Source organism: Thalassospira marina (assembly GCF_002844375.1).
GTDB classification, from domain to species: domain Bacteria; phylum Pseudomonadota; class Alphaproteobacteria; order Rhodospirillales; family Thalassospiraceae; genus Thalassospira; species Thalassospira marina.
Map to the genome: position 1 here is coordinate 2,717,159 of NZ_CP024199.1, position 24,200 is coordinate 2,741,358.

Here is a 24,200-nt window from a genome sequence, read left to right on the forward strand (position 1 = left end):
CGATGGCATTTTTCACCCGACATAAACGGTTCTGGCTGATTGCTCCGGCGGTTGTCTATATCGGCTTTTTCATGGGCCTGCCGCTGGTGCAGATGGCCTATGTTTCCATTCTGGAACGCGGTGTAAATGGCGGTGTGGATTGGGGCAGCCTGTCCTTTGAATCCTATATATCCTTCATTTTTGAACGCGACCTGATGGATAACCTGATGGTCAATACGGACTATCTGCAAATTTTCCTGCGGTCCTTCGGTCTTTCGGGGCTGACAACAATTCTGGCACTTTTGCTGGGGTTCCCCACTGCCTTTTACATTGCCATGCAGCCGCAAAGCCGGCGCAACATGTTCATCTTCCTCGTCACCATCCCGTTCTGGACCAATATTCTGGTGCGCAACTATGCCTGGATGCTGCTGTTGCGCAATGGCGGGCTGATTGACAATCTGCTTAATGCCATTGGCCTCGATACCGGCGGGCTGGATATTCTTTACACACCCTATGCCGTCGCCATCGGTCTGACTTACACCTACCTGCCTTTCATGGTGCTGCCGATCTATGCCAGCCTTGAAAAACTTGATCACCGCCTGGTCGAGGCAGCCTTTGACCTGGGGGCCAATAAACGCAAGGCCATGACCCGCATCATTCTGCCGCTAGCAATGCCGGGCATTATTGCCGGGTCCATTCTGGTTTTCATTCCGTGCCTCGGGGCCTATGTAACGCCCGAACTTCTGGGTGGCGGCAAATTCATGATGATCGCCAATCTGATCGGCAGCCAGTTTGGCGCGGCGCGCAACTGGCCCTTTGGTGCGGCACTCGGTTTTGTTCTGCTGGCATTGGTGCTGATTGCGATGATGGTTTATTCGCTGAAATTCAAAAAACTGCCGGAGGACGCATCATGAAAATTGATCGCGCCAACCCGCTTTGGCGGTTTCACGGCATTACACCGATGGCGATTTTCTTTTTCGCCTATTTGTATCTGCCCATCATTGTGCTGCTGGTTTTATCATTCAACGAAAACCGCCTTGCCACCATCTGGACGGGGTTTTCCACCCACTGGTACAGCGTGGTGCTGGATAATACCGATATGCTGCGCGCAGCTAAAAACTCGTTAATTGTGGCACTTTCGGCCACGGTCATTGGCACTTTGGCTGCAACACTGGCGGCTATGGGCATGGCACGCGGGCGGTTTCGCGGGGAAACCGGCGTCGCTGCAATGCTGACATTGCCCCTGCTGGTACCCGAAATCGTCACCGCCATTGCCACGCTGCTTTTTTTCATCGTCATTGGCGTCAAGCTGGGGCTGATCAGCATCATTATCGCGCATACGGTATTTTGCATTCCCTTTGCCTATCTGCCCATCCGTGCGCGCCTTGATGGCATGGACCCCGCATTGATCGAGGCCGCAAACGACCTTTATGCCAATGAATGGCAGGCCTTCAAACGCATCACCTTTCCGCTGTTATGGCCGGGTATTTTGTCGGGCGCGATGCTGTCGTTCATCATCTCGCTTGATGATTTCGTGATTTCCTATTTTGTCGGCGGGGCCGGCTCCACCACTCTGCCAATCTATATTTTCGGCATGATCCGCGTGGGCATCACACCAGAGGTCAATGCCATTTCCGCCCTGATGCTGATCATATCGATCATTTTTGTCAGCGTTTCATTTGTGATTGACCGGGTCCGCTACTAACCGCGCCTGGTTGCCCAACCCTGCGCCCGGGCCGGCCAGCAGGGACATAAACCCAAAAGGCCCAGCCAAGCAATTTGCCAACCAACACACCGATCAGGGAGACGAGAATGAAACTGAAAATGTGTTCTGCCATTATGGGGGCATCGCTATGTGCCCTGATGGGCGCAATGGCCGCCCCCGCCCATGCCGAGGGCGAACTTTATTTCTATAACTGGTCGAACTATTTCCCGCAGGAGCTGTTTGACAAGTTCGAAAAGGAAACCGGCATCAAGGTAACGCTGGATGTTTATGATTCCAACGAAACCATGCTGGCAAAATTACAGGCCGGGGCATCGGGATACGACATTGTCGTGGCATCCGATTACATGGTCGATGTCATGATCAAGGAAAAGCTGGCAACCGAGTTTGACGCCAAAAGCCTTGAGAATTTCAAGAATGTCGCCAAACCCCACGACACGATGAAATACGACCCGGACCGCAAATATTCGGTCACCTATCTGTGGGGAACGACCGGCTTTACCTATGATTCCGACGTAGTTGGCGAAAAACTGGAAGATAGCTGGAAAGAATTTTTTGAACCGCGCGAAGAACTGCGCGGTAAAATTGGTGCCCTGAATGACGAGGTCGAAATGTATGCCGCCGCGGCCTATTACGCCGGGGTGGATAAATGCACCGAAGACCCGAAAGAAGCGCAAAAGATCCTCGATATCCTGCTAAAGCAGAAACCCTATGTCGCGGTTTACAGCTCCGAAGGAACGATCGACCGGATGGCGGCCAAGGAAGTTGCCATGCATATGCAATGGAACGGCGCATCGCACCGCACACGCGAAAGCCTGCCCAGCGCGGTCTTTGTCTATCCCAAGGAAGGGCTTAGCTTCTGGTCCGATCACTTCGTCATTCCCAGTGGCGCGCCGCACCTTGATAACGCCAAAACCTTCATCAACTGGATGATGCAGCCCGAAAATGCCGCTGCTGCCTCGAACTATGCCGGTTACATGAACGGCATCAAAGGGTCGGACGCCTTCCTGGATGACGCCCTGAAGGCCGACCCGGCCGTGAACATGCCCGAAGAATATGCCGACCGGCTGGTGCCGGGCAAAAACTGTTCTGCCAAGGGCCGCGATTTGCGCAACCGTGTCTGGACCAAACTGAAAAGCTGATCAGGAACACTGCGTGAAATCCCGGATCGGGCCAGACACCGCCACCAAGGCCCAAACCGGCAATTCGCATCGCGCCACCCTAAACACAATGCCGCCGCCCTTGAATGCCACGCGCACCAGGGCGGCCCATAGCCACATTCACCAGCAGCCAGACATTGCCCAATTCCAACAGGTCAATGTCTGGCTGCCCGTTTCCCCGCCAGCCAACAGGGGCGTCACCATGACCCGCTTTCTGACCGATACCGTCAATATCGCCCTTTGGGCCACCAATCTGGGTGTTGCCATTTCCGGCATCGATGACTGGATCGCACATATTGACCGCAAAATGAAAAAGGCCCGCGCTGACGGTGCCGATATTTTTGTCATGCCCGAATATGCCAGCGAACAATGGATGGCCTTCAAGCCCGAGGGCCTGCGCCCGCAGGACGAAATTCCCTGGATGGCAGAAATGGCCCCTGCCGTGATCGATGGCGCATCAAACCTTGCCACCCGCCACGATATGATGCTGGTGGCCGGCTCCATGCCCTGGCATATCGGCGATGACCCGCGCCGTGGGCAGACAAACCGCGCCCTTGCCTTTTTGCCCGATGGCAAAATCATCATGCAGGATAAACTAAGCCTGACACCGGGCGAACAGGAACCCGATAACTGGAACCTGACACCGGGCAAGAAACTTTCGATCATTGAATGGCGCGGCCTTCGCATTGCCATTCTGATTTGTCTGGATATCGAAATGCCTGCCCTATCCTGCCTGCTGGCCCGTCAGAATATCGATCTGGTGCTGGTCCCCTCCATGACCAGCAAGCCTTCGGGCTATCATCGCGTTTTTGGCTGCGCCAAGGCCCGCGCGGTTGAACTGATGTGCACAATTGCCGCCTGTGGCACCACCGGCGCGGCCATAAACACAACCCAAAACCCCACCAATTACAGCGGCTGTGCTGTTTATATCCCGTGCGAGGCCGAACTGGGCCATACTGGTATATTCGCCATGACCACCCCGGATGGTGGCGACGATGGCGATGGCCCGGTATTGCTGGCACATCATGTACCCATTGGCACCATTCGCCGTCTTAGGTCCGGCGGGGCCGAGGTCTGGCCCGGTAACTGGTCCGCCCGCGAGATCGAGGTAACACAGGCCTGAATGTGATGGGGTCATTGGTATGGGGGCGTTAACATAAAATCCCGCCCATCAATTGGCCCCATAAAATTTATCAAACTGGTCCTTCGCGTGGGTCCGCTTATACATCACATTGGCTGAACTGCGTATCATTCAGGATAAAGACCATGACCACCGCGCCACAACATAACCAGTTTGAACAACCCATTGGTCGCTCTATCGAAGGCTGGCAACCCTGCGCCCTGCCCCCTCATACCGCCATGACCGGCAGTCACTGTCAGGTCGAACCGATCGATCCAGCCAAACACGCCAAAGACCTGTTTGAAGGCAACCGCGTTGCCGCAGCGGGCGAACGGTTCACCTATCTTGCTACCGAAGCGTTTGAGGATATCGACAGTTATCGAACCTGGCTTGAAAGCATGCGCGGACCGGACCCGATGCTTCATGCCATCATCGACCTTGCCAGTGGCAAAGCCGTTGGGATTGCCGCCTTTATGCGTATTGATACTACGCATGGCGTTATTGAAATTGGCAATATCAACTATACCCCGGCCCTGTCGCAAACTGTTGCTGGCACCGAAGCCATGTATCTGATGATGAAACGCGCCTTCGACGAGCTGAATTATCGCCGTTACGAATGGAAATGCGACGATCAGAATGCCCCGTCACGCGCGGCGGCGACACGCTATGGCTTTGTCTATGAAGGCACCTTCCGCCAGCACATGGTTTATAAAGGTCGCAACCGCGATTCAGCGTGGTTTTCCATCACCGATCTGGAATGGCCGCTGGTTCGTGCCGCATTTGAAGCCTGGCTTGCCCCGGAAAATTTCGACGCCAATGGCAAACAGGTCAAAAGCCTGCAAAACCTGCGCAAGGAACTGGCAACGGCCTGACCCGGCTTACAATGATTTTCAAATGCCGGTAGCAAACTGGCCGACCACTGCAGCACCCATATGAAACGCCGCCCCGCAGCACCCGGGCGGCGTTTTTACATCGCGCGCGACCGAATAACCTTCTGGTGATTATGAATTTGGGCAAAGTCACGCTATAACAGCGCAAAACCCTTATCGCCGGAGCCCCGAATGTTTGATGCCCGCCTGCGCCCGCTTATTGATCCGCCGCTTAATGCAGTGGCACGGCGCCTTTCTGGCAGTGGCATAACACCGAACATGGTTACGGGTTTTGGCTTTCTGCTGGGGCTGATGGCGGCCTTTGCCCTTGCCATCAACCTTTATTACATTGCCGCCGGGCTTATTATCCTAAGCCGCCTTGCCGATGGCATGGATGGGGCAATTGCCCGCCATGCCGCCCCGCGCAGCCGCCACCCCAATGCCAAAACTCAGGAAAGCGATATTGGCGGCTATTACGATATCGTTGCCGATTTTCTGTTTTATTCGGGCATGGTGCTGGCCTTTGCCATTGGCCGCCCGCAGGATGCCCTGATGGCCGCCTTTCTGATTTTCTGTTTTGTCGGTACCGGCAGCAGTTTTCTCGCCTATGCCATTATCGCCGCCAAACGTGGCGATAATCATGAAAAACAGGGCAAAAAAAGTTTCTATTATTTAACCGGCATTACCGAAGGCAGCGAAACCATTGCCGTACTGTTGGCCTTCTGCATTTTTCCCCAATATTTTCAACTAATTGCCGCTGTTTTTGGCGCCCTGTGCCTGATCACGACCTTTGGCCGGGTCCTGCAGGCAACCCGCGATTTCGGCTGATTTTTCGTTCTGGTTGTGAACTGAACCTCACCTTCGCTTAAATCCATCCTGCTGGTCTTGACGTAACACATTCACGACACCTAATACATCTGTATAGGAAATCATTGTCTTGAAGATTGTGTTTCGCCGGTCACAGGCATTAAGCAGAAGGGCGTCCTTCCTTGAGTAACGACGAATTTGTTTTTCTTGAAGATGACGAAAGCACGCCGTCGCCTTCACAGCGAAAAATGGCGCATGGCATTATCACCGCCTGGCGAATTCTGATCGTCGACGATGATGCCGATGTCCATGAAATCACCGAAATGGCGCTCGATAACCTGACATTTCTGGGCCGCCCGGCAGAACTTCTGCATGCCTATAGCGCAGCCGAAGCCGCCAGCATCCTTGCCCACGAACAGGATATCGCCATCATCCTGCTTGATGTGGTGATGGAAACAAGCGACGCCGGGTTAAACCTTGTCGGTCATATCCGCAACGATCTGGAAATGCGCAATGTCCGCATCATTCTGCGCACCGGCCAACCCGGCCAGGCACCGGAAATGGATGCCATCACCAAATACGACATTGACGATTACAAAACAAAAACCGAACTGACCCGCAACAAGCTGTTTACCTCCATCACAACAGCATTGCGGTCGTTTGAGCGCATGCAAAAGCTTGATGCCAACCGTGCGGGCCTTGAAAAGATCATTGCATCGAGCAACGAATTTCTGTCGCGTCGTGGCCTGCGCAATTTTGCCGAAGGCGTCATTACCCAGCTTTCCGGGTTAATGGATGTAAGCCCGGAAGGGCTTGTTTGTGCCATTGGCGAAGGCGAACATCTTGACCTGATCGACGATGCCAGTGACACCAGCCACGGCCAGATCCAGATCATCGCTGCCGCCGGTCGCTATAGCGACATGATCGGCATGGATCTGGAAGAACTGCATGCCAGCGAAATTTCATCGGCCCTGCGCGAATGCATGATGCGCAAAGAAACCATTTTCCGCCCCGGCTGTGTGGTGCTGTATCTTTATGTGCGTGAAGGTTACGCCCTTGCCGCCTATATCGGTGCACCCGAACCCATCAGCAGCCTTGACCAGCACCTGCTGGAGGTTTTCTGCGGCAATCTGACGCTATGCGCCGAAAATATCCAGTTGGTCGAAAAGCTCAAACGCCGCGCCTATGTTGACGAGTTGACCAACCTTGCCAATCGCACCGCAATCCTTGATGCCATGAATGCGGTCCTGCATGACCCGGACCCCCAACCCAATTCCCTGATCCTGATTGACCTGCAGTTATTTGCCGAAATCAACGATGTGCTGGGGCATTCCTATGGTGATCGGCTGTTATGTTCGGTTGGTGAACGCCTTTCAACCGTGCTGCCCGACTGCATTGTCGGCCGCATCGCAGCCGACCTGTTTGCCGTGATTGGCCGCAGTGAAATGCTGACGCAAATTTCCATGTCGGCCATTTTCACCGCCCCCTTCAAAATCGACCATTTTGAACTGCCCATCCGTGTTGCGGCAGGTTCGACCGACCTGGTTGCCAATGGGCAAACCGCGCTGGATTACATGAAGCAGGCCTATATTGCGTTAAAACGTGCCAAATCCAGCGGATTTGGCCAGGTCACCAAATATGACCCGCAACTGGCCGCCATCACCCGTGACCGTGCCCAGCGCCTGGGTGATTTGCAAATGGCCATCGAACGTGACCAGTTTGAATGCCATTACCAACCCCTGATCGATTTTAAAACCGGCCGTCCTTGCGGCATGGAAGCCCTGCTGCGCTGGCGGCGCGAGGATGGCAAACTGGTGCCGCCCTGCGATTTCATCCCGCTGGCGGAATATTCCGGCCTGATCCGCCCGATTGGCGATTGGGTCCTGCGTGAAGCCATGGCAATGCTGGGCCAAATCCATGCTGCCGGTTTTGCCGATATGCGTGTGTCAATAAATGTCTCCAAGGTCCAGATGGTGGCCGACAACTTCATTGACAGCCTTGAACGCCTGATCGCCCTGGCCCCTGTTGCCCCCCAGGCGGTTGAAATCGAAATCACCGAAAGCGCCTGTGATCTGGGCATCGAAGACCTTGAAGTTCTGCTATCGCGCATTCGCAAACTGGGCTTTTCCATTGCAATTGACGATTTCGGTACCGGCTTTTCCTCGCTCGCCTATCTGGACCGCCTGCCCGTCGACAAACTGAAAATTGATCGCTGCTTTGTCACACCCCTTGATAACGACGAACAAAACAGCAGCCGCATCGCCGAACTGATTATTCCGCTGGGTCACCGGCTGGGGATGGCGATTGTGGCCGAGGGGATCGAAACCGAAAAACAGGCACAAAAACTGCGCGAAATGTCCTGCGACATCGCCCAGGGCTACCTGTATGGCAAGCCCATGCCGGCTGACGAATTAATGACATGGCTGAAAAACTTTAACCCCGTTTAATTACTTCAGGCACGCCAATGACCTATTTCTCCCGCTTCAAAACCTTCATTTTGCCTGCGGCCCTGTTGCTGGCCAGTTGCGGCGAACCCGAACCGGTGAAAATCGGCTTTGTCGCCGGTATTTCCGGTGCCGGCGCCGATACCGGGCTTGCCGCGCGTAACGCCCTGATGATGGTCGTTGACGAAGTAAATGAAAAAGGCGGCATCAATGGCCATCCGATTGAACTGGTCATTCGGGATGACCAGAAAAGCGGCGAAGTAGGCCGCCAGTTGATGAATGAATTTCACGAACTGGGTGTCACAGCGGTTATAGGACCCATCATCAGTTCGGTGGGTTATGGCATGCTGCCGGGCATTAACGAACACCAAATCATCACCATTTCCCCCACCGTTTCCGCGCTGGAACTGGCTGGAAAAGATGATCATTTGTTTCGCATGAATTCCACCACCAGCGAAAATGCCGGTGCCTATGCCCGCAAACAGGTTGAACTGGGTCGCAAAAAGGTAGCACTGGCACTGGACCACGCGAATGCCACCTTTACCGAAAGCTGGGCCAACGAATTCCAGCGCCAATATGTTGATTTAGGCGGCGAAGTCGTTGCCCGCATCCCCTTTAACCAAAAGGGTGAAAGCGGCTTTTCCGACCCTGCCGAGCAGTTGCTGGCATCGGGTGCCGATGCCTTCCTGCTGGTTGCCAACGGGTTTGACAGTGCACAGCTTTCCCTGCAAATCCGCAAACGCGGCGCAACACACCCCATTGCCGCTGCCGAATGGGCCGCATCCGAACAGCTTATTGCCATGGGCGGGGCGGCTGTCGAAGGGCTGGAAGTTTTGCAAACCTATAACCGCAACGACCAGTCCGCGCATTTCCTGAAGTTTGTTGATGCCTATAAGGCCCGGTTCAATTCCATTCCGGGCTATACCAGCGTTGCGACACACGATGCCGTCACCATGCTGATTGCCGGGCTGGAAAAACAGGCAAAGGACGATATCGCGCTAAAAGACGCCCTGTTGCAATTGCGCGATGTACAGGGTTTGCAACAGATGCTCAGCTTTAACGAATACGGGGATTCCGGGCGTCAAAGCTATTATCTCACCATCAGAAATGGCCAGTTTGTCGTTCAATGAAAATCATCCGGCCCTATCGTTTTCGGACATGGCTGATCCTGCTGTTGTTTGCCACATCGCTTTTCACCTTTCTGGTGGTGGGCAGTGTCATTCTGCTGGTCAAAATTCCGCAAATCAGCAATGCCCACCAGGCATCGATCACCAAGGCGGTTTCGGAAATTTCCGACCGGGTTGAGACGGTTCTCAATTTTCTGGAAGCCGACCTGGACCTGGTGGGGCATGCGCTGTCGCATTTACCGCATGATGAAATCCAGCATGCCATTTCTCATCCCAGCAAGGGTCGGTTTGATGCGTTTTATCTGGTCCATAAAAACGGCGAACTGGCTGCTGCCTATATCCGCGACGAAAGCGAAACCCGCTGGTATGAACTTGCAGGGCTGGATCTGTCGCAAAACATGCTGTTTCAGGAAGCCTCCCTGTCGAATGACGCCGTATGGAGCGACCGTTATCTTTCCGTTGTCAGCGGCCACGTGACCGAGGCCGTCGCTATGCGCATTTCCGATAATGGCGATGTCATCATTGGCGAACTATCCATTCGCAACCAGATCAATCTGGACCACAGCTTTGCCAGCAGCCAGTCGATCAGTTTTTCCGTGCTTGATAGCAATGGCGAAATCATCGCCGATAGTGACCCCGAAAGCCTGAAGCAAACCTTTCTGCCCCAGGTCAGCGCCCTGATCCAGAATGACCATCAGCAATCTATCGTGCGTCACGTCACGATCAACGATATCGAATATGATATCGCCTCGAAATTCTCCAATATTCTGGGCTGGCATTTTACCGCACGGATATCGACCGGCCGGCATAACCCCGAAATTTCCAGCCTCATCGAAATTGTGATTGCCTGTTTTGGTGGCTCGCTGATCATTGGTCTGATCATGGTGCCATTCTGGGCACGCGCAATGGTGTCACCGCTTAATGGCATTGTCGAACATGCATCACGCACCGCGCGCGGCGTTACCCTGCCGCCGCGCAAAAAGGGCGCGGTGCTTGAATTCAACCGCCTTCTGGCCGACCTGGACCGCCTGGCAACCGCCGTTCGCATCCGCCAGCAGGAACTGGGCCGCTTAAATGACGGGCTGGAAATGCGGGTGCGTGAACGTACGGCCGAACTTGAACATATCAATTCCGAACTGTCATCAACCGTTCAGGCCCTTAACCTGACACAGGATGAACTGGTGCAATCGGAAAAAATGGCCGCACTGGGCCGTCTGGTTGCCGGTATTGCCCACGAACTTAACACCCCGCTTGGCAATGGCCGCATGGCTGTCAGTACGCTTTCCGACCAGAATGCCGAATTCACCCGCCTGCTTGAACAGGGGCTGCGCAAATCCGACCTCAATGACTATCTCGCACAGGTGCAAAACCTTACTACCATGATCGAACGCAACATCATGCGCGCGGGCGATCTGGTCAGCAGTTTCAAACAGGTTGCGGTTGATCGTACATCATCTCACCGGCGCAAATTTTCGATCGCCGAAGTCATCGATGAAATCATCCTGACTTTGACACCATCGCTTAAAAACCGGCCCATCCGCATTCAAAAGCATGTCGATGCCGACATCACCCTTGATAGCTTCCCCGGGGAATTCGGCCAGATCATTACCAATCTGGTTGATAACGCCCTGATCCACGCCTTTGATGCCGACACACCTGGCACCGTTTCCATCCACGCATCCCCTGCGCCCGACCGCGACGATGCCATCCTGCTTGAAATTCGCGATGATGGCCGGGGTATGGAACAGGATGTGCTGGATCATATCTTTGACCCGTTTTTTACCACGCGTATGGGCACAGGTGGCACCGGGCTTGGCCTGTCGATTACGGCCAATGCTGTCAGTTCCCTGCTGGGCGGCACAATTTGTGCCACCAGCACACCGGGTCAGGGCACCTGTTTTCGGGTTATCTGCCCGCTGGTTGCCCCGGCCCATGCCAACAAGGCGTAATCATCCATTCGCGCCCTTCCAAATGGCGACTATCCAACACAAAACCCCGGCTGCCAGCCATCTGGCAACCGGGGTTTTATCTATCTACCTTCCGTCACAATCAGCACATATGCCAATGCACGGGATATGTCTGGCGGGCTATGTCAAACCGGGTCTGATTAATGGTCAGACGGGTCAACAAAATGTTCGGCAAGGCCGGTATCGTAATTCAGGCCTTCGGCGGTCAGGACGATGGATGCCGGGTAACCTTCGCGCACCAGGCCCTTGCGGGTCAGCGCCACCCAAACCGACGGGTTGTTAAAACCGCTGGCATCGCGGGCAGCAACAACAAATGCGCCCACATGCACATGGTCGCCATGGCCGTGCGGCAGGCGGGTAATGGTGGCTTCCCCGCTTTGCGCATCAATGCTGCCGGAATTCGGGTCTTTGGCCAAAATCTGTGCTAACGCCAGGGTGCGTGTCTGCAGGGCGTTCAGTTTTTTGGGGTTGGCTTTTTGTACCGGCATTGCTGTGTCCTTGGCAAAGGGTGAATGATTTATCGCCTGAATTAGCCGCAAACGCCGCCCCGCATCAAGCCCGATTTTACAGCGAAACAGATGCGACAAGCTGTTTTCTGAGCTTGCGGTCACGCTTTAAATACCATTCGCGGCTCATGGCCTGCCCGAAGGTGCGAAAACGTTCCATGTAAACCACTTCCCATTGTCGCCCGCGGGTAAATTTGGCCCCCTTGCCGCTGTTATGGGCGGCAAGGCGGGCCTCAACATCGGTGGACCATCCAACATAGGTGCGCGGGCTGCCGCTTCCGGTTTCCCGCAACACATACACAAAGGTCCAACTGGCCATTACGCCAATCAGCCCATTGTCGAATTGAACGCGCCACCATCAAGCAGCAGGTTCTGGCCGATCATGAAACTGGCATATTCGCTGCACATAAAGGCACAGGTCGCCCCGAAATTAAGCGGATCGCCAAATTTACCGGTCGGCAGGGCCGCCTGGGCACGGGTACGGGCTTCGTCCATCGAAATGTTTTCCGCCTTGGCACGGTTGCCCATCAGCGCGCTGATACGGTCCGTGTCATGCTGGCCGGGCAGCAGGTTGTTGATCACAACGCCATCCTTGGCCACCTGGCGTGCCGTACCAGCGACAAAACCGGTCAACCCGGCGCGCGCCGCGTTTGACAGGCCAAGCTGCGGAATCGGTGATTTGACCGAACCCGACGTAATATTGACAATACGGCCCCACTTACGCGCGATCATGCCCGGCAACACCGCCGTCGTCAGCAAAATCGGGGTCAGCATATTCGACTGAATGGCAGCCTGCCATTCATCCTGCCCCCAGTCGGACCAAACACCGGGGGGCGGACCACCGGCATTATTGACCAGAATATCAGGCTCCGGGCAGGCAGCCAAAACTGCGTTGCGGCCTTCTTCGGTGGTGATATCGGTGGCAACAATCTGCACATTCACGCCAAAAGTATCGCGAATATATTGTGCTGTTTCTTCCAGCGGGCCTTCGCTGCGGGCATTCAGCGTCAAATCAACGCCGGCTTCGGCCAGTTTAATGGCACAACCGCGGCCCAGCCCCTTGGACGAGGCACAAACAATGGCCTTGCGGCCCTTAATTCCCAGATCCAATGGATCCTCCCATGACTTGGTCGGTTTTATCGATGGCGCAAAGATAGCCTGCCGGACAATCCTGCGTCAAAGATCAATGACAACCTCGATAAACCGCATCATAGGTATAAACATAATCCAGCGCCCGGCGGCCGACTTCTTCGGCACTCATTCCCGGTTTGTAAATGCCCGATCCCAGGCCAAAACCGTTACAGCCTGCCTTGGCGAAATCTTCGAAATCAATCGGTTCGACACCGCCCACGGCAAAAACCGGCAGGTTTTTGGGCAAAACGGCGCGCATCGCGCCAATGCCCTTTGCCCCCACCTGGCTTGCCGGGAAAATCTTCAATCCGTCCGCCCCGGCCTTGATTGCAGCGAAACATTCCGTTGGTGTCATCACACCGGGCCAGGACCCCATGCCGCATTTTTTGGTATGCGCAATAACATCAATGTCGCAATTGGGCGAAACGACAAATTCGGCATTGATTTCCTTCAGGCGGTCAACATCCTCGACGGTCAAAACCGTGCCTGCACCAATTTTGGCAACCTCGCCAACGGCCTTTTTCATTACGGGGATCGCCTCGAACGGGTCCGGTGAATTTAACGGAATTTCGATCAGGGTAATTCCGGCATCCACCAATGCACGGGCAATGTCGCCAGCCTCGGACGAATGAACGCCGCGCAGAATGGCAATCAGATTACGATGTGACATCACATGATCCTTTCCGATCAGAACGTTTCCTTGGCGGGCCGAATTATTGGTTGGTTAAAACGGCATGGGCCCGGCGCAACCCGCCCAGGGTCGCGGCTTCTGCATCAATAATTGCTGCATCAAAATCATGCACCTGCAACGCCTGCCGGTAACGGGCGGCCAGTTTGCCATCCCCGATCAGGGCAATGCTTTCCCCCTTATCCAGCCGGGCAACGATATCGGCAATTTCACTGCCAATCACATATCCCGACAGCATTGCCGCCCCGGCCTTGCCCCCATCGGGCGACACCAGGCCACCGGCACGAATGCCAAACAGACAATGCAAAAAATCCCCCGGCTTGTCTGCCACATGGCGGATCGCGGTTTCAAACGCGGCGGCATCATCCGCGCCCTGCATGGAATGGCGCAATATCGACTGTTGCGATAATACGCCAAAAACTTCGCCGCTCATATAGGTGCGAAAACCGGTAATGGTGCCATTGGCAATGCGCGCCCATTTGCTGTGCGTGCCTGGCAGGCATACCCATCCGGCAAAATCCGGCTGGGCCGCCATAAAACCAACAAGCTGGGTTTCCTCGCCGCGCATTACATCGGGATCGTCGATCTGGCATAAACCGGGCAGGATATGCACATCCAGCCCGGCTTGTTGCAGGGCCGGTTTCACCGCCCCTGCCGCCAGTGTTGCGGGCTGTGCTGGCAGGCGGGCATAGGGGGCTTCGCACCAGCCCTGCCGTGCCCCGGCCATGCCACACACCACAACCGGCAGGGTCCGGCCCGGCGTAATACCATCTGGCAGCCAGTCCGCAATCAGGCCATGAAGGACGGCTTCAAAACCACCATCGGTAATTTTGTTCAGACCAAGATCGGATTCGCCGCGCGCCAGAATTTCACCATCCGCATCCATGGCCCACAGGCGCAGATTGGATGTACCCCAGTCAACTGCGATCCAGTCGATCTTCGATGAAATTTCTGTATGCGACGCTGACACTTGTACCTGCCCTAAATGTTTGATGGTCTTGTTTATTTCCTCATACAATTAAACCTGATTGCGGCACTTGTACATCCCGCATTTAGGATACATTCCTGATTGCAGGGCAAATACCGCAAGGCGACTGCCCCTGATCAAACCGCTCCCATTTGACCATAACTGGCAAAGTAGGGTTCCGTTGGCTTGTGCCCTGCGCGATGCCATCACACCGGGCAATCCAGCCCGATTGGCTCGATTGTTCCGATTTCCCCAATTGCCCCACTGGCCATCGCGCCAGACAATTACAGGCTTTTCACCAGGGCAATTACATCATCATCAACTTCGATGCCCTCAGCGGCGGCCTTGGCGCGTGTTGCCTGCCCGCGCCGGCCCGGCAGGCGTACATTCGGGTCCTGCGCAATTTCTTCTGCCAGATAACGAATACGCTCCAGCGGGTCAAAGCCCGGCGCGGTATTTCTCGGGTCTATCACAATAATGGTATGGCCCAATGCGGGCGGTGCGCCCTTGTCATCAAACAGCGACGTTGCCTCGTGCGAGAAATGCGCTGCACTCAGCCCGGCTGACAGTATTTCCACCATCAAGGCCAGGGCCGCCCCCTTGGCATCCCCCGTCGGGATCATGGTGCCTTCCATGGCTTCGCTGGAATTTGTCGTCGGCTGGCCGTTACGGTCCAGTGCCCAGCCTTCGGGAATATCCGCCCCCTTCTGGCGGGCCGCCATGATTTTACCGCGCGCCACCTTGGACAGCGCCATATCAACCACAATCGGGTCCTTGCCCAAAACCGGTGCGGCAAAGGCCAGCGGGTTGGTGCCATACATCGGGCGCAGCCCCCCCCAGGGGGCCATTGCAGCCGGGGCATTGGCCGTCATAATGGCCAGCAAACCCTGCTGGGCGAAACGTTCCACCGTCAGGCCCATCACCCCGGCATGGTGGGACCGGCGAATGGTCGCCATGGCAATGCCCTGTGTCCGGGCCATTTCCGGCAGTTCGGCAACGGCAATATCAATGGCGGGATAGGCATAGCCATGCGCCGCATCAATTGCCAGAATACCCGGTGCCGGGCGGGTGAAGGTCGGTTTCACCTGGCCGTCAACTTTGCCATTACGTGCCTGGGTGGCATAGGCTTCTATCCGGCGAAAACCATGCCCGCCCTGCCCCGATGCTTCTGCCGCGATCAGCGCGGTTGCCACAGAAGCCGCATTATCGGCCGAAACATTGTTACGAAGAAGGGTATCAATCACCAGTTGGCGGGCATCGGACAGGGTCAAAAGCATGTGGGAAAACCTTGGCGTCTGGGGCAGCGTACAAACCATACCCCGCCGGGTTTACCCCCCGAAACAAGGCATGTGTGAAAACGCTTTCACCTTATCCATTCCCGCCCCACATCACCAGCCTGATTCCATAAATTCCACAGGCAAGAGCCTCCAAAATCAGGCGCTTACAACCGCTGGCTGCGTTCTTTTAGGTGGTTCTTCGATGCCTCAAGAAATTCCTGCGACAGGGTATCATCCGTCACCAGCCGCGATAACAGCAACGCGCCTACCATCTCGGAAATCAATGAAAGGGCTTCCTGATGAAGGTCGTTCTTTTCAACGCTATTTTCGGTACGGTTTTCAATACTGCTCCCGTCATCTTCAGCCACACCAGATACCTCTGGCATTTCCCCGGCGATGGCCTGTTCGACCATGCCAATCAGGGGCTTTAACCCGTCGGAAAAGGCATCACGCACACCATTCCCCTGTCGGGCAGCATCCGGCGCAAGGGCGGCAAAAGCACATCCCTGCCCCGGGTCATCGCGATGGCGTACGGTCAAATAACCATCAACCAGCCCGGCAATCGGGTGGGTGCGGTCTTTTTCCAGCCGCTTTTGCCAAAGATCACGCGTATTGGCGAGGGTGCGGCGGCATGATTCCTCTTCCAGATCCTGCTTGGATTTGAAATGCCCGTAAAAGCCACCATGGGTCAGCCCGGCGGCTTTCATGATGTCGACAACGCCAATGCCATCAAATCCCTTTTCACGAAAAAGCTGCGATGCGACCTGCAATATCCGCAACCGGTTTTCGGCTGCCTGTTCCCGGCTGACACGCATCAGGCCACCTCGCCTTGTGGTTTGCGCGATACCAGTATCGTCGCTTCAAGTTCCTGCACCACATCGCCACGGTCATTAAGAGTCAGGCTTTTCATCACCAGACGCCCGCGGTCCGGCCGCGATTGCGATGGGGTGATGGACATGATTTCGCTTTCAACATGCAAAACATCGCCCGGCCGGGTTGGCATCGGCCATTTGACATTGGCATTGGTGCCAATCACCCCGGCAGGAAACGGCGTGGAATCAACAATCATGCGCATGGTCAGCGCCGCCGTATGCCAGCCACTGGCCGCCAGCCCCCCAAACAGGCTGGTCTTTGCCTGCACATCATCAAGGTGAAAATATTGCGGGTCAAACTGGCGGGCAAAGACCATGATCTGCGCCGCATCCAAGCTGTGCGTACCGCTTTTGAACCGCTGACCAACAAAAAGGTCATCCATATAAAGCGGGGCGATATCCTGTGTGCTATCGGGCAAAATTGGCTCCTTTCACAAAATACCGTACCCATAATGCACGGCATTATTCATGATGATCATCATTTTATAACAGGAAACCGACCCAATTGCACGTCTGATCGCGGGTTGCGCCGTGCACAACTGTAATGCTTCATGACCCGACAAAACAAAAGGCGGGGCCATGATGAACCCCGCCTTAAGTCCGGTTTCAGCTTTGGCGCCAACGCCGCCAAAAAAGAATGACTTATGATGCCTGAAATCAGTCCTGCTTGCGGCCGCGCAGGGCAAACCACGCCCCTGCCGCCACCATCAAAGCCAGCGAGAACCAGGTGATCGCATAAATCAGGTGGCTGTTATGAAAACGGATCTGCGTCAGCCCGCCCAAGGGTAAACCACCGTCATTTTTTTGCCCGTCCGCATCAATAAAAAACGGGGCGACCTTGCCCGTATCCAGGCCATCATGGGCCGCCATTGCTTTCACATCGCGCGAATACCAGCGATCATCGCCCGGCACATTATCGCGGAGCGCGGTGCCACCGGGTTCATCCATGCGCATCAGGCCATTGATGGTTACGATGCCATCAGGCTGGCCAGCGCTACGGGTGCTGGCATCCTTGTGATCGGTCGGGACAAAACCCCGATTGATCATGATGATATTACCCGAATCCTCGCGCAGAAGCGGCGTCATCACCCAGTAACCCGCACCATAATCGGTCGAGGTATAAACCAGCGTTTCGTTGTCATTCAGCAATGTGCCGCGCACACTGACATGGCGGTATTCATCGCGGTCGCGGCTAACAGCCGCCCAGTCGGCCATATGCGGGGCGGGCTGCACCGGGGCGCTGACACGGGTAGTCACCTTCTCGATCAGATCAAGCTTCCAGGCGCGCCGTTCGACCTGCCAGATGCCAAGGGCAACAAAGCCGCAAAACAGGATCACGGCGAGGATGGCAACAATGATCCGCGTGGTTTTTGATCGCGGCTGCGCCGTGCTGGCGCTATCGGGGGAAACGGGCTGCGTCATCAAACTTGCTTTCAGGAAAGAGCCGGAAAATCATCATAGACAGAAAAAAGGCGCGCCAGGTTCCCCCGCCGCGCCTTTCATCACAAAACTCTGCCGGTCAGGGCATGGTTTTCATCATGCTTTCGGGCATCTGCGGCATCATGTTCGTATTAAGATGGAACATAACCCACAGCGAACCGCTGATCGCAATGGCAACAACCACGATGGTGAAAATCAGCGCCAGCATGTTCCAGCCGCCTTCCGATTTTGCATTCATGTGCAGGAAATAGATCATGTGAACCACGATCTGAATCACTGCCAGGCCCATCACGGCAATGGCGGTTGCTGTTGCGCTTGAAAGCACATCAGCCATCACCAGCCAGAACGGAATGGCGGTCAGGATAACCGACAGGATAAAGCCGGTCATATATCCCTTGAAGGAACCGTGGGCGGCGCCATCACCATGACCGTGGTCATGATCATGCCCGTGGGAATGGTCAGTCGCGTGCGAGGTCATCCCAGAACTCCCATCAGATAGACAAAGGAAAACACGCCAATCCAGATCACATCCAGGAAGTGCCAGAACAGGCTGAGGCACATCAGGCGGCGCTTGTTGGCTTCACCCAGGCCATATTTGGCAACCTGGATCATCAGCGTGATCAGCCAGATGATACCGCAGGTGACGTGCAGACCGTGGGTTCCGACCAGCGTAAAGAACGAGGTCAGGAAGCCACTGCGCTGCGGGCCGGCACCTTCGGCGATCAGATGGGCGAATTCGTAAAGTTCAAGACCAACGAACGCGGCACCGAACAGACCGGTAATTGCCAGCCAGACCAGGGTCCCCTGCAGCTTGTTCTTTTCCATCGCCAGCATGGCAAAGCCATAGGTAATGGATGAAAACAGCAGCATCGAGGTGTTGATTGCCACGAGCGGCAGATCAAACAGGTCCTGCGGGCCGGGGCCACCAGCATAATTGCGGCCAAGAACACCATGCGTTGCAAAAAGGACCGCAAAGATGAGGCAGTCGCTCATCAGATAGATCCAGAAGCCAAGCATGGTGCTGCTTGGTGCGTGCGGCTCTTCCTTGACGAGGAAGACCGGGGTCTCCGTATTATTCACGGCAGTTTGCGTAGCCATTATCGAGTTCTCACGCCTTTTTTGCCAGAAGCCGGGTCCGTGCTTCTTCGGTCTTCACGACCTGCTCTTCCGGAATATAGAAGTCGCGGTCATAGTTGAACGAATGCCCGATGGCCACAGCGATCATCGCAACGAAAGCGACAAGAGCAAGCCACCAGATGTACCAGATCATTGCAAAGCCAAAGACAATCGCCAGGCCAGCAAGGATCGCACCGGTACCGGTACCTTTGGGCATGTGAATGGACTTGAACCCTTCGGTCGGACGGACAAACCCGCGCTGCTTCATGTCGAACCACGCATCGTGGTCATAGACAACCGGCGTAAACGCAAAGTTATATTCCGGCGGCGGCGACGAGGTCGACCATTCCAGCGTACGTGCATCCCAGGGATCGCCGGTTTCATCACGCAGCTTGTCGCGATTCTTGATGCTGACAAAAAGCTGCATCAGGAACGAACCGATACCAACCGCGATCAGCACCGCACCAAAGGCAGCAATGATGAACCAGATATGAAGCGACGGATCGTCAAAGTGGTTCAGACGGCGGGTAACGCCCATCAGGCCCAGAACATAAAGCGGCATGAAGGCGAAATAGAAACCGACAAACCAGAACCAGAAGGACATCTTGCCCCAGAACGCATCAAGCTTGAAGCCGAATGCCTTGGGGAACCAGAAATTGATCCCGGCGAACACACCAAACACAACGCCACCGATGATCACGTTATGGAAGTGCGCAATCAGGAACAGGCTGTTATGGAGCACGAAGTCTGCCGGCGGCACAGCAAGAAGAACACCTGTCATCCCGCCGATCACGAAGGTCAGCATGAAACCGACCGTCCAGAGCATCGGGACTTCAAAGCGGATGCGGCCTTTATACATGGTAAACAGCCAGTTGAACATTTTCGCACCCGTCGGGATGGAAATGATCATGGTGGTGATACCAAAGAAGGCGTTCACACTGGCACCCGAACCCATGGTGAAGAAGTGATGCAGCCAGACCAGATAGGACAGGATGGTGATCACCACGGTCGCATAGACCATCGAGCTGTAGCCAAACAGGCGCTTGCCACAGAAGGTCGACACGATTTCGGAGAAAATGCCAAAGCAGGGAAGGATAAGGATGTAAACCTCGGGGTGACCCCAGATCCAGATCAGGTTCACATACATCATCACGTTGCCGCCCATATCATTGGTAAAGAAATGGGTGCCGACATAACGGTCAAGCGTAAGAAGAACCAGAACGGCGGTCAGAACTGGGAAGGAGGCAACGATCAGAACGTTGGTGCAAAGTGCGGTCCAGGTGAAGACCGGCATTTTCATCATCGACATGCCCGGCGCGCGCATCTTGACGATGGTCGCAATCAGGTTCACGCCGGACAGCAACGTCCCCAGACCCGCAATCTGCAGGCCCCATATATAATAGTCAACACCAACACCGGGACTGTGAATAATGTCCGAAACCGGCGGATAAGCCAGCCAGCCGGTACGGGCAAATTCGCCGATAAACAGCGAAATCATGATCACAACGGCACCGGCAGTCGTCATCCAGAAGCTGAAATTGTTCAGATACGGGAATGAAACGTCACGCGCGCCAATCTGGAGCGGCACCACAAAGTTCATCAGACCGGTGACGAACGGCATGGCGACGAAGAAGATCATGATCACACCGTGTGCGGTGAAGATCTGGTCATAGTGGTGCGGCGGCAGGAAACCTTCATTGCCACCAAAGGCAATGGCCTGCTGAGCACGCATCATCAGCGCATCGGCAAAGCCGCGCAGCAGCATGATGACACCCAGGATCATATACATCACACCGATCTTTTTATGATCGACAGACGTAACCCATTCGCGCCACAGGTAACCCCATTTGCCGAAATAGGTGATACCACCCAAAACGACGAGACCACCGATCGCAACACCAAGGAAGGTCGCGATCAGGATGGGCTCGTGATACGGAATTGAATCAAGGGAAAGCCGACCAAAGATCAACTTTAACAGATCCGTGTTTGAAGACATCGGTTTACTCTTCTTTTCAGTGCGGCTGTGTCATGCACAGCCGCCAAGGTCCGATAAATCGGGATCGCGTTTCGATCAGAGCTTCGCAGCCGAAGAACCGCCAGCCGGTGCCAATTCACCAGTCGACAGATCAGCAGCCGGTTCCAGCCCAGCCGACTTTTCCTTTTCGGATGCAGATGCCGGGGAATAACCCTCAACCGAACAGATGCCAACTTCCGATCCATCCGGGAAAGGATAGAGCCCGGCATGTTCACCGTGGGCTTCGCCGCCATTTTTATTACGCATATGGTCAAGCATCATCATTTCGTCCATGCACATTGCGCCCTCTTCGACACAACGGTTCAGGATGGCATGATAAAGTTTAGGATCGACACTGTTGTAATATCCAACCGGGTTTGCCGTGCTCGGCTTTGCCAGATCCAGATATTCACCGCGACCAAGGGTCGTTGCACCGTCAGATTTGACCTTGGCAACCCACTGATCGAAATCAGCCTGGTTCATGCCATGGAATTTGAAGTGCATGTCGGTAAAGCCTTCGCCGCTATAGTTCGCGGAAAAGCCCTTATAGACACCTTCCTTATTGATCACGGCATGAAGTTTGGTCTCCATCCCGGCCATCGAATAGATCTGGCCTGCAAGTGCGGGAATGTAGAACGAGTTCATGATCGAGTCTGAAGTGATCTTGAAATTGATCGGAACATCAACCGGAGCAGCAAGTTCGTTGACCGTGGCAATACCCTGTTCAGGATAGATGAACAGCCATTTCCAGTTCAGCGACACAACTTCAACCGTCAGCGGCTTTACATCAGCCGCGATCTGGCGTTCTGCATCAATACGGTCAAGCGGGCGATACGGATCAAGCTTGTGCGTGCTTACCCACGTCAGCGCCCCCAGTGCGATAATGATCAGCAGCGGGGCCGACCAAATGACAACCTCCAGCTTCGTCGAGTGATGCCATTCGGGATCATACTCGGCGTCTTTGTTGGATTGACGGTATTTCCATGCGAAAAATACTGTCAGTGCCATCACCGGAATAATGATGAGCAGCATCAGAACAGTGGAGATAAGGATCAGGTCGCGTTGCTGCATTGCAACGTCACCCGAAGGCTGCATCACAACCAGATTGCATCCAGTCATCAGAAGCATCAGAGGTGCAATCAGCAGGCCGCGTGAAAGTTTTAATGACATACGCTTGATCTTTTGATCAGTCTCAGGACGAGACCATTTGCAAACAAAACAGCAACAACCGCATTGCGCCCCGAAAGCACCAATCACGTCTATTGCCTGTCGTTCCCGGATTCAGTTTCAAAAACACAACGGCAAATCACCGTCATATTTGACGAAAATTAAGCTGGAAAAATTCAAACCAGTGCCGGGATTGCTACATCCGGCTGGTGATTTTGTCAACCCCGACACCCCAGCTTTTCCGCCACATTTGCCATGCCTGTGCGTCATAAGTCACATTCCCAATCAAGAGGCGATTTGACACCAATGATTTACAGGCTCATAGTTGTTTTAAGACCAATTCCAAATCTGGCTTTGACCCAACCATAAAGGTCATAAAACAAAAGGGAGGGGTACATGAATTATCCCAGTCAGTCTTACGCAGCGGCTTCCTCTTCACAACTTGAAAGGGACGTCAGGCAGCTTTCCACACGCACCCAGGTCGACCCGGGCAAGATCGCATTGGGTGTTGTTATTGGTCGTACGTCGGAGTTTTTCGACTTTTTCACATATTGCATTGCAGCAGTAATTGTATTTCCCCGCCTTCTGTTCCCGGCATACGATCCGGTGACGGCAACCCTTTATTCCTTCGCCATTTTTTCGCTCGCCTTCATCGCCCGTCCTGCCGGGTCACTTCTTTTTATGGCGATCGACCGCAAACATGGCCGCGGCGCGAAACTCACGGTTGCAATGTTCCTGCTGGGTGGCTCCACTGTTGCCATCGCCTTTATCCCCAGTTTTGAAAGCGCCGGGGTGCTCGGCATTTATCTGCTGTGCGCGTTCCGTTTTGCCCAGGGTCTTGCCCTTGGCGGCGCATGGGACGGACTGGCATCCCTGCTGGCACTTAACGCGCCTGAAAACCGCAAAGGCTGGTATGCGATGATGCCGCAACTGGGCGCACCGCTTGGCTTTATTCTGGCTGCAGCCCTGTTCGCCTATTTCCTGATCACGCTTAGCGATGCCGATTTCATTGATTGGGGCTGGCGTTATGCCTTCTTTGTCGCCTTCGCCATTAACGTTGTCGCCCTGTTTGCGCGCCTACGTCTGGTCGCAACAACCGAATTTGGCTCTCTGCTTGATAAAAACGAACTTCAGGCGGTGCGGATTTCCGACACCTTCAAGGTTCATGGCCGCACTATTCTGACCGGGGCCTTCCTGCCGCTGGCAAGTTATGCCCTGTTCCACCTTGTCACCGTCTTCCCGCTTAGCTGGGTCAGCCTTTATACCGACCATTCCGTTGGCCGATTCCTTTTGATCCAGCTTCTGGGGGCGTTTATCGGCATGGGCACCATTGCGGCGTCCGGCATCATTGCGGACCGCATTGGTCGCCGGAACCTGCTGGGCATTTCCGCCATCATCATTGGTGTCGGCAGCTTTATCGCCCCCTTCCTCTATCAGGCCGGGGCCGTTGGTGAAGATATCATTGTTCTGGGTGGCTTTGCCGTGCTTGGCCTGTCATTTGGTCAGGCGGCCGGGGCGCTGGCATCGAATTTCCGCCAGCAATACCGTTATACCGGCTCCGCTGTCACATCGGATCTGGCATGGCTGATTGGTGCGGGCTTTGCACCGCTGGTCGCCCTGTTCCTGTGTGACCGTTTCGGTCTGATCATGGTTGGCGCCTATCTGCTTTCCGGTGCGATCTGCACGCTGGTCGCGCTGTATTTCAACAAGCAGATGGTCGAAACCCAGGCGGACTAGGGTTTGCTGCTGCCTGGCCCCGCCAGATAACGCACACTTTATATATCCTTATATGAAAGGGCCGCATCAAATCAATGCGGCCCTTTCAC

The 24,200-nt window shown here is 54.9% G+C and carries 23 protein-coding genes; 10 read left to right on the forward strand and 13 right to left on the reverse strand.

The genetic code is table 11. The annotated features are described in order from the left end of the window. The first annotated feature begins 2 nt into the window (after nt 1-2). From CSC3H3_RS12365 to CSC3H3_RS12405, 9 genes are all read left to right on the forward strand, one after another. Entirely contained in the window at nt 3-893 is an 891-nt protein-coding gene (locus CSC3H3_RS12365) for an ABC transporter permease (RefSeq protein WP_101285005.1), read from the forward strand. Next, nucleotides 890-1,684, forward strand: a complete 795-nt coding sequence (locus CSC3H3_RS12370) for an ABC transporter permease (protein WP_101285006.1) — start codon at nt 890-892, stop codon at nt 1,682-1,684. The genes CSC3H3_RS12365 and CSC3H3_RS12370 overlap by 4 nt, the downstream gene beginning before the upstream one ends. 107 nt (nt 1,685-1,791) lie before the next feature. Continuing rightward, the gene (locus CSC3H3_RS12375) at nt 1,792-2,844 is read left to right on the forward strand and encodes an extracellular solute-binding protein (protein WP_172963421.1); all 1,053 of its coding nucleotides are present in this window, start codon (nt 1,792-1,794) and stop codon (nt 2,842-2,844) included. A 13-nt stretch (nt 2,845-2,857) separates the two neighbouring features. After that, the gene (locus CSC3H3_RS12380; protein WP_245881104.1) at nt 2,858-3,985 is read left to right on the forward strand and encodes a nitrilase-related carbon-nitrogen hydrolase; all 1,128 of its coding nucleotides are present in this window, start codon (nt 2,858-2,860) and stop codon (nt 3,983-3,985) included. A 143-nt stretch (nt 3,986-4,128) separates the two neighbouring features. Continuing rightward, nucleotides 4,129-4,854 (forward strand): GNAT family N-acetyltransferase, encoded by a 726-nt coding sequence (locus CSC3H3_RS12385; RefSeq protein ID WP_101285007.1) that lies wholly within the window; start codon nt 4,129-4,131, stop codon nt 4,852-4,854. A 189-nt stretch (nt 4,855-5,043) separates the two neighbouring features. Further along, nucleotides 5,044-5,679 (forward strand): CDP-alcohol phosphatidyltransferase family protein, encoded by a 636-nt coding sequence (locus CSC3H3_RS12390; RefSeq protein WP_101285008.1) that lies wholly within the window; start codon nt 5,044-5,046, stop codon nt 5,677-5,679. A 161-nt stretch (nt 5,680-5,840) separates the two neighbouring features. Beyond that, nucleotides 5,841-8,105 carry a two-component system response regulator gene (locus CSC3H3_RS12395; RefSeq protein WP_101285009.1) on the forward strand — a complete coding sequence of 755 codons (2,265 nt, stop codon included), beginning with the start codon at nt 5,841-5,843 and terminating at the stop codon, nt 8,103-8,105. A gap of 17 nt (nt 8,106-8,122) precedes the next feature. After that, complete coding sequence (locus CSC3H3_RS12400) at nt 8,123-9,232, forward strand: ABC transporter substrate-binding protein (RefSeq protein WP_101285010.1); 1,110 nt, start codon at nt 8,123-8,125, stop codon at nt 9,230-9,232. Then, nucleotides 9,229-11,178 (forward strand): sensor histidine kinase, encoded by a 1,950-nt coding sequence (locus tag CSC3H3_RS12405; RefSeq protein ID WP_101285011.1) that lies wholly within the window; start codon nt 9,229-9,231, stop codon nt 11,176-11,178. Before CSC3H3_RS12400 ends, CSC3H3_RS12405 begins: the two co-directional genes overlap by 4 nt. A 158-nt stretch (nt 11,179-11,336) precedes the next feature. Here CSC3H3_RS12405 and CSC3H3_RS12410 read toward each other — a convergent pair whose 3' ends face one another. From CSC3H3_RS12410 to cyoA, 13 genes are all read right to left on the reverse strand, one after another. After that, nucleotides 11,337-11,684 (reverse strand): hypothetical protein, encoded by a 348-nt coding sequence (locus CSC3H3_RS12410; RefSeq protein WP_101285012.1) that lies wholly within the window; start codon nt 11,682-11,684, stop codon nt 11,337-11,339. 76 nt (nt 11,685-11,760) lie between these two features. Beyond that, nucleotides 11,761-12,021 (reverse strand): GIY-YIG nuclease family protein, encoded by a 261-nt coding sequence (locus CSC3H3_RS12415; protein WP_101285013.1) that lies wholly within the window; start codon nt 12,019-12,021, stop codon nt 11,761-11,763. 8 nt (nt 12,022-12,029) lie between these two features. Further along, nucleotides 12,030-12,812: an SDR family NAD(P)-dependent oxidoreductase gene (locus CSC3H3_RS12420; protein ID WP_101264593.1), complete on the reverse strand. Its 783-nt coding sequence runs from the start codon at nt 12,810-12,812 to the stop codon at nt 12,030-12,032. Nucleotides 12,813-12,885: 73 nt separating this feature from the next. After that, nucleotides 12,886-13,503, reverse strand: a complete 618-nt coding sequence (locus CSC3H3_RS12425) for a 2-dehydro-3-deoxy-6-phosphogalactonate aldolase (protein WP_101285014.1) — start codon at nt 13,501-13,503, stop codon at nt 12,886-12,888. Nucleotides 13,504-13,546: 43 nt separating this feature from the next. Then, nucleotides 13,547-14,491 carry a 2-dehydro-3-deoxygalactonokinase gene (locus CSC3H3_RS12430; protein ID WP_245881105.1) on the reverse strand — a complete coding sequence of 315 codons (945 nt, stop codon included), beginning with the start codon at nt 14,489-14,491 and terminating at the stop codon, nt 13,547-13,549. 281 nt (nt 14,492-14,772) lie between these two features. After that, nucleotides 14,773-15,765 (reverse strand): Ldh family oxidoreductase, encoded by a 993-nt coding sequence (locus tag CSC3H3_RS12435; RefSeq protein WP_101285015.1) that lies wholly within the window; start codon nt 15,763-15,765, stop codon nt 14,773-14,775. Between the two features lie 164 nt (nt 15,766-15,929). Further along, complete coding sequence (locus tag CSC3H3_RS12440; RefSeq protein WP_101285016.1) at nt 15,930-16,580, reverse strand: TetR/AcrR family transcriptional regulator; 651 nt, start codon at nt 16,578-16,580, stop codon at nt 15,930-15,932. After that, nucleotides 16,580-17,056, reverse strand: a complete 477-nt coding sequence (locus CSC3H3_RS12445; RefSeq protein WP_245881106.1) for a MaoC family dehydratase — start codon at nt 17,054-17,056, stop codon at nt 16,580-16,582. The genes CSC3H3_RS12440 and CSC3H3_RS12445 overlap by 1 nt, the downstream gene beginning before the upstream one ends. Nucleotides 17,057-17,294: 238 nt before the next feature. Continuing rightward, nucleotides 17,295-18,059 carry an SURF1 family protein gene (locus CSC3H3_RS12455; protein WP_101285018.1) on the reverse strand — a complete coding sequence of 255 codons (765 nt, stop codon included), beginning with the start codon at nt 18,057-18,059 and terminating at the stop codon, nt 17,295-17,297. Nucleotides 18,060-18,156: 97 nt separating this feature from the next. Further along, nucleotides 18,157-18,555, reverse strand: a complete 399-nt coding sequence (gene cyoD / locus CSC3H3_RS12460) for a cytochrome o ubiquinol oxidase subunit IV (RefSeq protein WP_101264599.1) — start codon at nt 18,553-18,555, stop codon at nt 18,157-18,159. Further along, the gene (gene cyoC, locus CSC3H3_RS12465; RefSeq protein WP_425444962.1) at nt 18,552-19,157 is read right to left on the reverse strand and encodes a cytochrome o ubiquinol oxidase subunit III; all 606 of its coding nucleotides are present in this window, start codon (nt 19,155-19,157) and stop codon (nt 18,552-18,554) included. Before cyoC ends, cyoD begins: the two co-directional genes overlap by 4 nt. 28 nt (nt 19,158-19,185) lie before the next feature. After that, entirely contained in the window at nt 19,186-21,189 is a 2,004-nt protein-coding gene (cyoB, locus tag CSC3H3_RS12470) for a cytochrome o ubiquinol oxidase subunit I (RefSeq protein ID WP_101264601.1), read from the reverse strand. A gap of 75 nt (nt 21,190-21,264) precedes the next feature. Continuing rightward, a complete protein-coding gene (gene cyoA / locus CSC3H3_RS12475) occupies nt 21,265-22,377 on the reverse strand; it encodes a ubiquinol oxidase subunit II (protein WP_101285020.1) in 1,113 nt (370 codons plus the stop codon). A 393-nt stretch (nt 22,378-22,770) separates the two neighbouring features. Here cyoA and CSC3H3_RS12480 point away from each other — a divergent pair, with 393 nt between their 5' ends. Then, nucleotides 22,771-24,111 carry an MFS transporter gene (locus CSC3H3_RS12480; protein WP_101264603.1) on the forward strand — a complete coding sequence of 447 codons (1,341 nt, stop codon included), beginning with the start codon at nt 22,771-22,773 and terminating at the stop codon, nt 24,109-24,111. The last annotated feature ends 89 nt before the right edge of the window (nt 24,112-24,200 follow it).

What these genes read in the sequence shown, in the direction of transcription:
- CSC3H3_RS12365 (WP_101285005.1), top strand. Translation starts at nt 3, where the DNA reads ATGGCATTTTTCACCCGACATAAACGGTTCTGGCTGATTGCTCCGGCG.
- CSC3H3_RS12370 (WP_101285006.1), top strand. Translation starts at nt 890, where the DNA reads ATGAAAATTGATCGCGCCAACCCGCTTTGGCGGTTTCACGGCATTACA.
- CSC3H3_RS12375 (WP_172963421.1), top strand. Translation starts at nt 1,792, where the DNA reads ATGAAACTGAAAATGTGTTCTGCCATTATGGGGGCATCGCTATGTGCC.
- CSC3H3_RS12385 (WP_101285007.1), top strand. Translation starts at nt 4,129, where the DNA reads ATGACCACCGCGCCACAACATAACCAGTTTGAACAACCCATTGGTCGC.
- CSC3H3_RS12390 (WP_101285008.1), top strand. Translation starts at nt 5,044, where the DNA reads ATGTTTGATGCCCGCCTGCGCCCGCTTATTGATCCGCCGCTTAATGCA.
- CSC3H3_RS12400 (WP_101285010.1), top strand. Translation starts at nt 8,123, where the DNA reads ATGACCTATTTCTCCCGCTTCAAAACCTTCATTTTGCCTGCGGCCCTG.
- CSC3H3_RS12405 (WP_101285011.1), top strand. Translation starts at nt 9,229, where the DNA reads ATGAAAATCATCCGGCCCTATCGTTTTCGGACATGGCTGATCCTGCTG.
- CSC3H3_RS12410 (WP_101285012.1), bottom strand. Translation starts at nt 11,684, where the DNA reads ATGCCGGTACAAAAAGCCAACCCCAAAAAACTGAACGCCCTGCAGACA.
- CSC3H3_RS12415 (WP_101285013.1), bottom strand. Translation starts at nt 12,021, where the DNA reads ATGGCCAGTTGGACCTTTGTGTATGTGTTGCGGGAAACCGGAAGCGGC.
- CSC3H3_RS12425 (WP_101285014.1), bottom strand. Translation starts at nt 13,503, where the DNA reads ATGTCACATCGTAATCTGATTGCCATTCTGCGCGGCGTTCATTCGTCC.
- CSC3H3_RS12435 (WP_101285015.1), bottom strand. Translation starts at nt 15,765, where the DNA reads ATGCTTTTGACCCTGTCCGATGCCCGCCAACTGGTGATTGATACCCTT.
- CSC3H3_RS12440 (WP_101285016.1), bottom strand. Translation starts at nt 16,580, where the DNA reads ATGCGTGTCAGCCGGGAACAGGCAGCCGAAAACCGGTTGCGGATATTG.
- CSC3H3_RS12455 (WP_101285018.1), bottom strand. Translation starts at nt 18,059, where the DNA reads ATGACGCAGCCCGTTTCCCCCGATAGCGCCAGCACGGCGCAGCCGCGA.
- cyoD (WP_101264599.1), bottom strand. Translation starts at nt 18,555, where the DNA reads ATGACCTCGCACGCGACTGACCATTCCCACGGGCATGATCATGACCAC.
- cyoB (WP_101264601.1), bottom strand. Translation starts at nt 21,189, where the DNA reads ATGTCTTCAAACACGGATCTGTTAAAGTTGATCTTTGGTCGGCTTTCC.
- cyoA (WP_101285020.1), bottom strand. Translation starts at nt 22,377, where the DNA reads ATGTCATTAAAACTTTCACGCGGCCTGCTGATTGCACCTCTGATGCTT.
- CSC3H3_RS12480 (WP_101264603.1), top strand. Translation starts at nt 22,771, where the DNA reads ATGAATTATCCCAGTCAGTCTTACGCAGCGGCTTCCTCTTCACAACTT.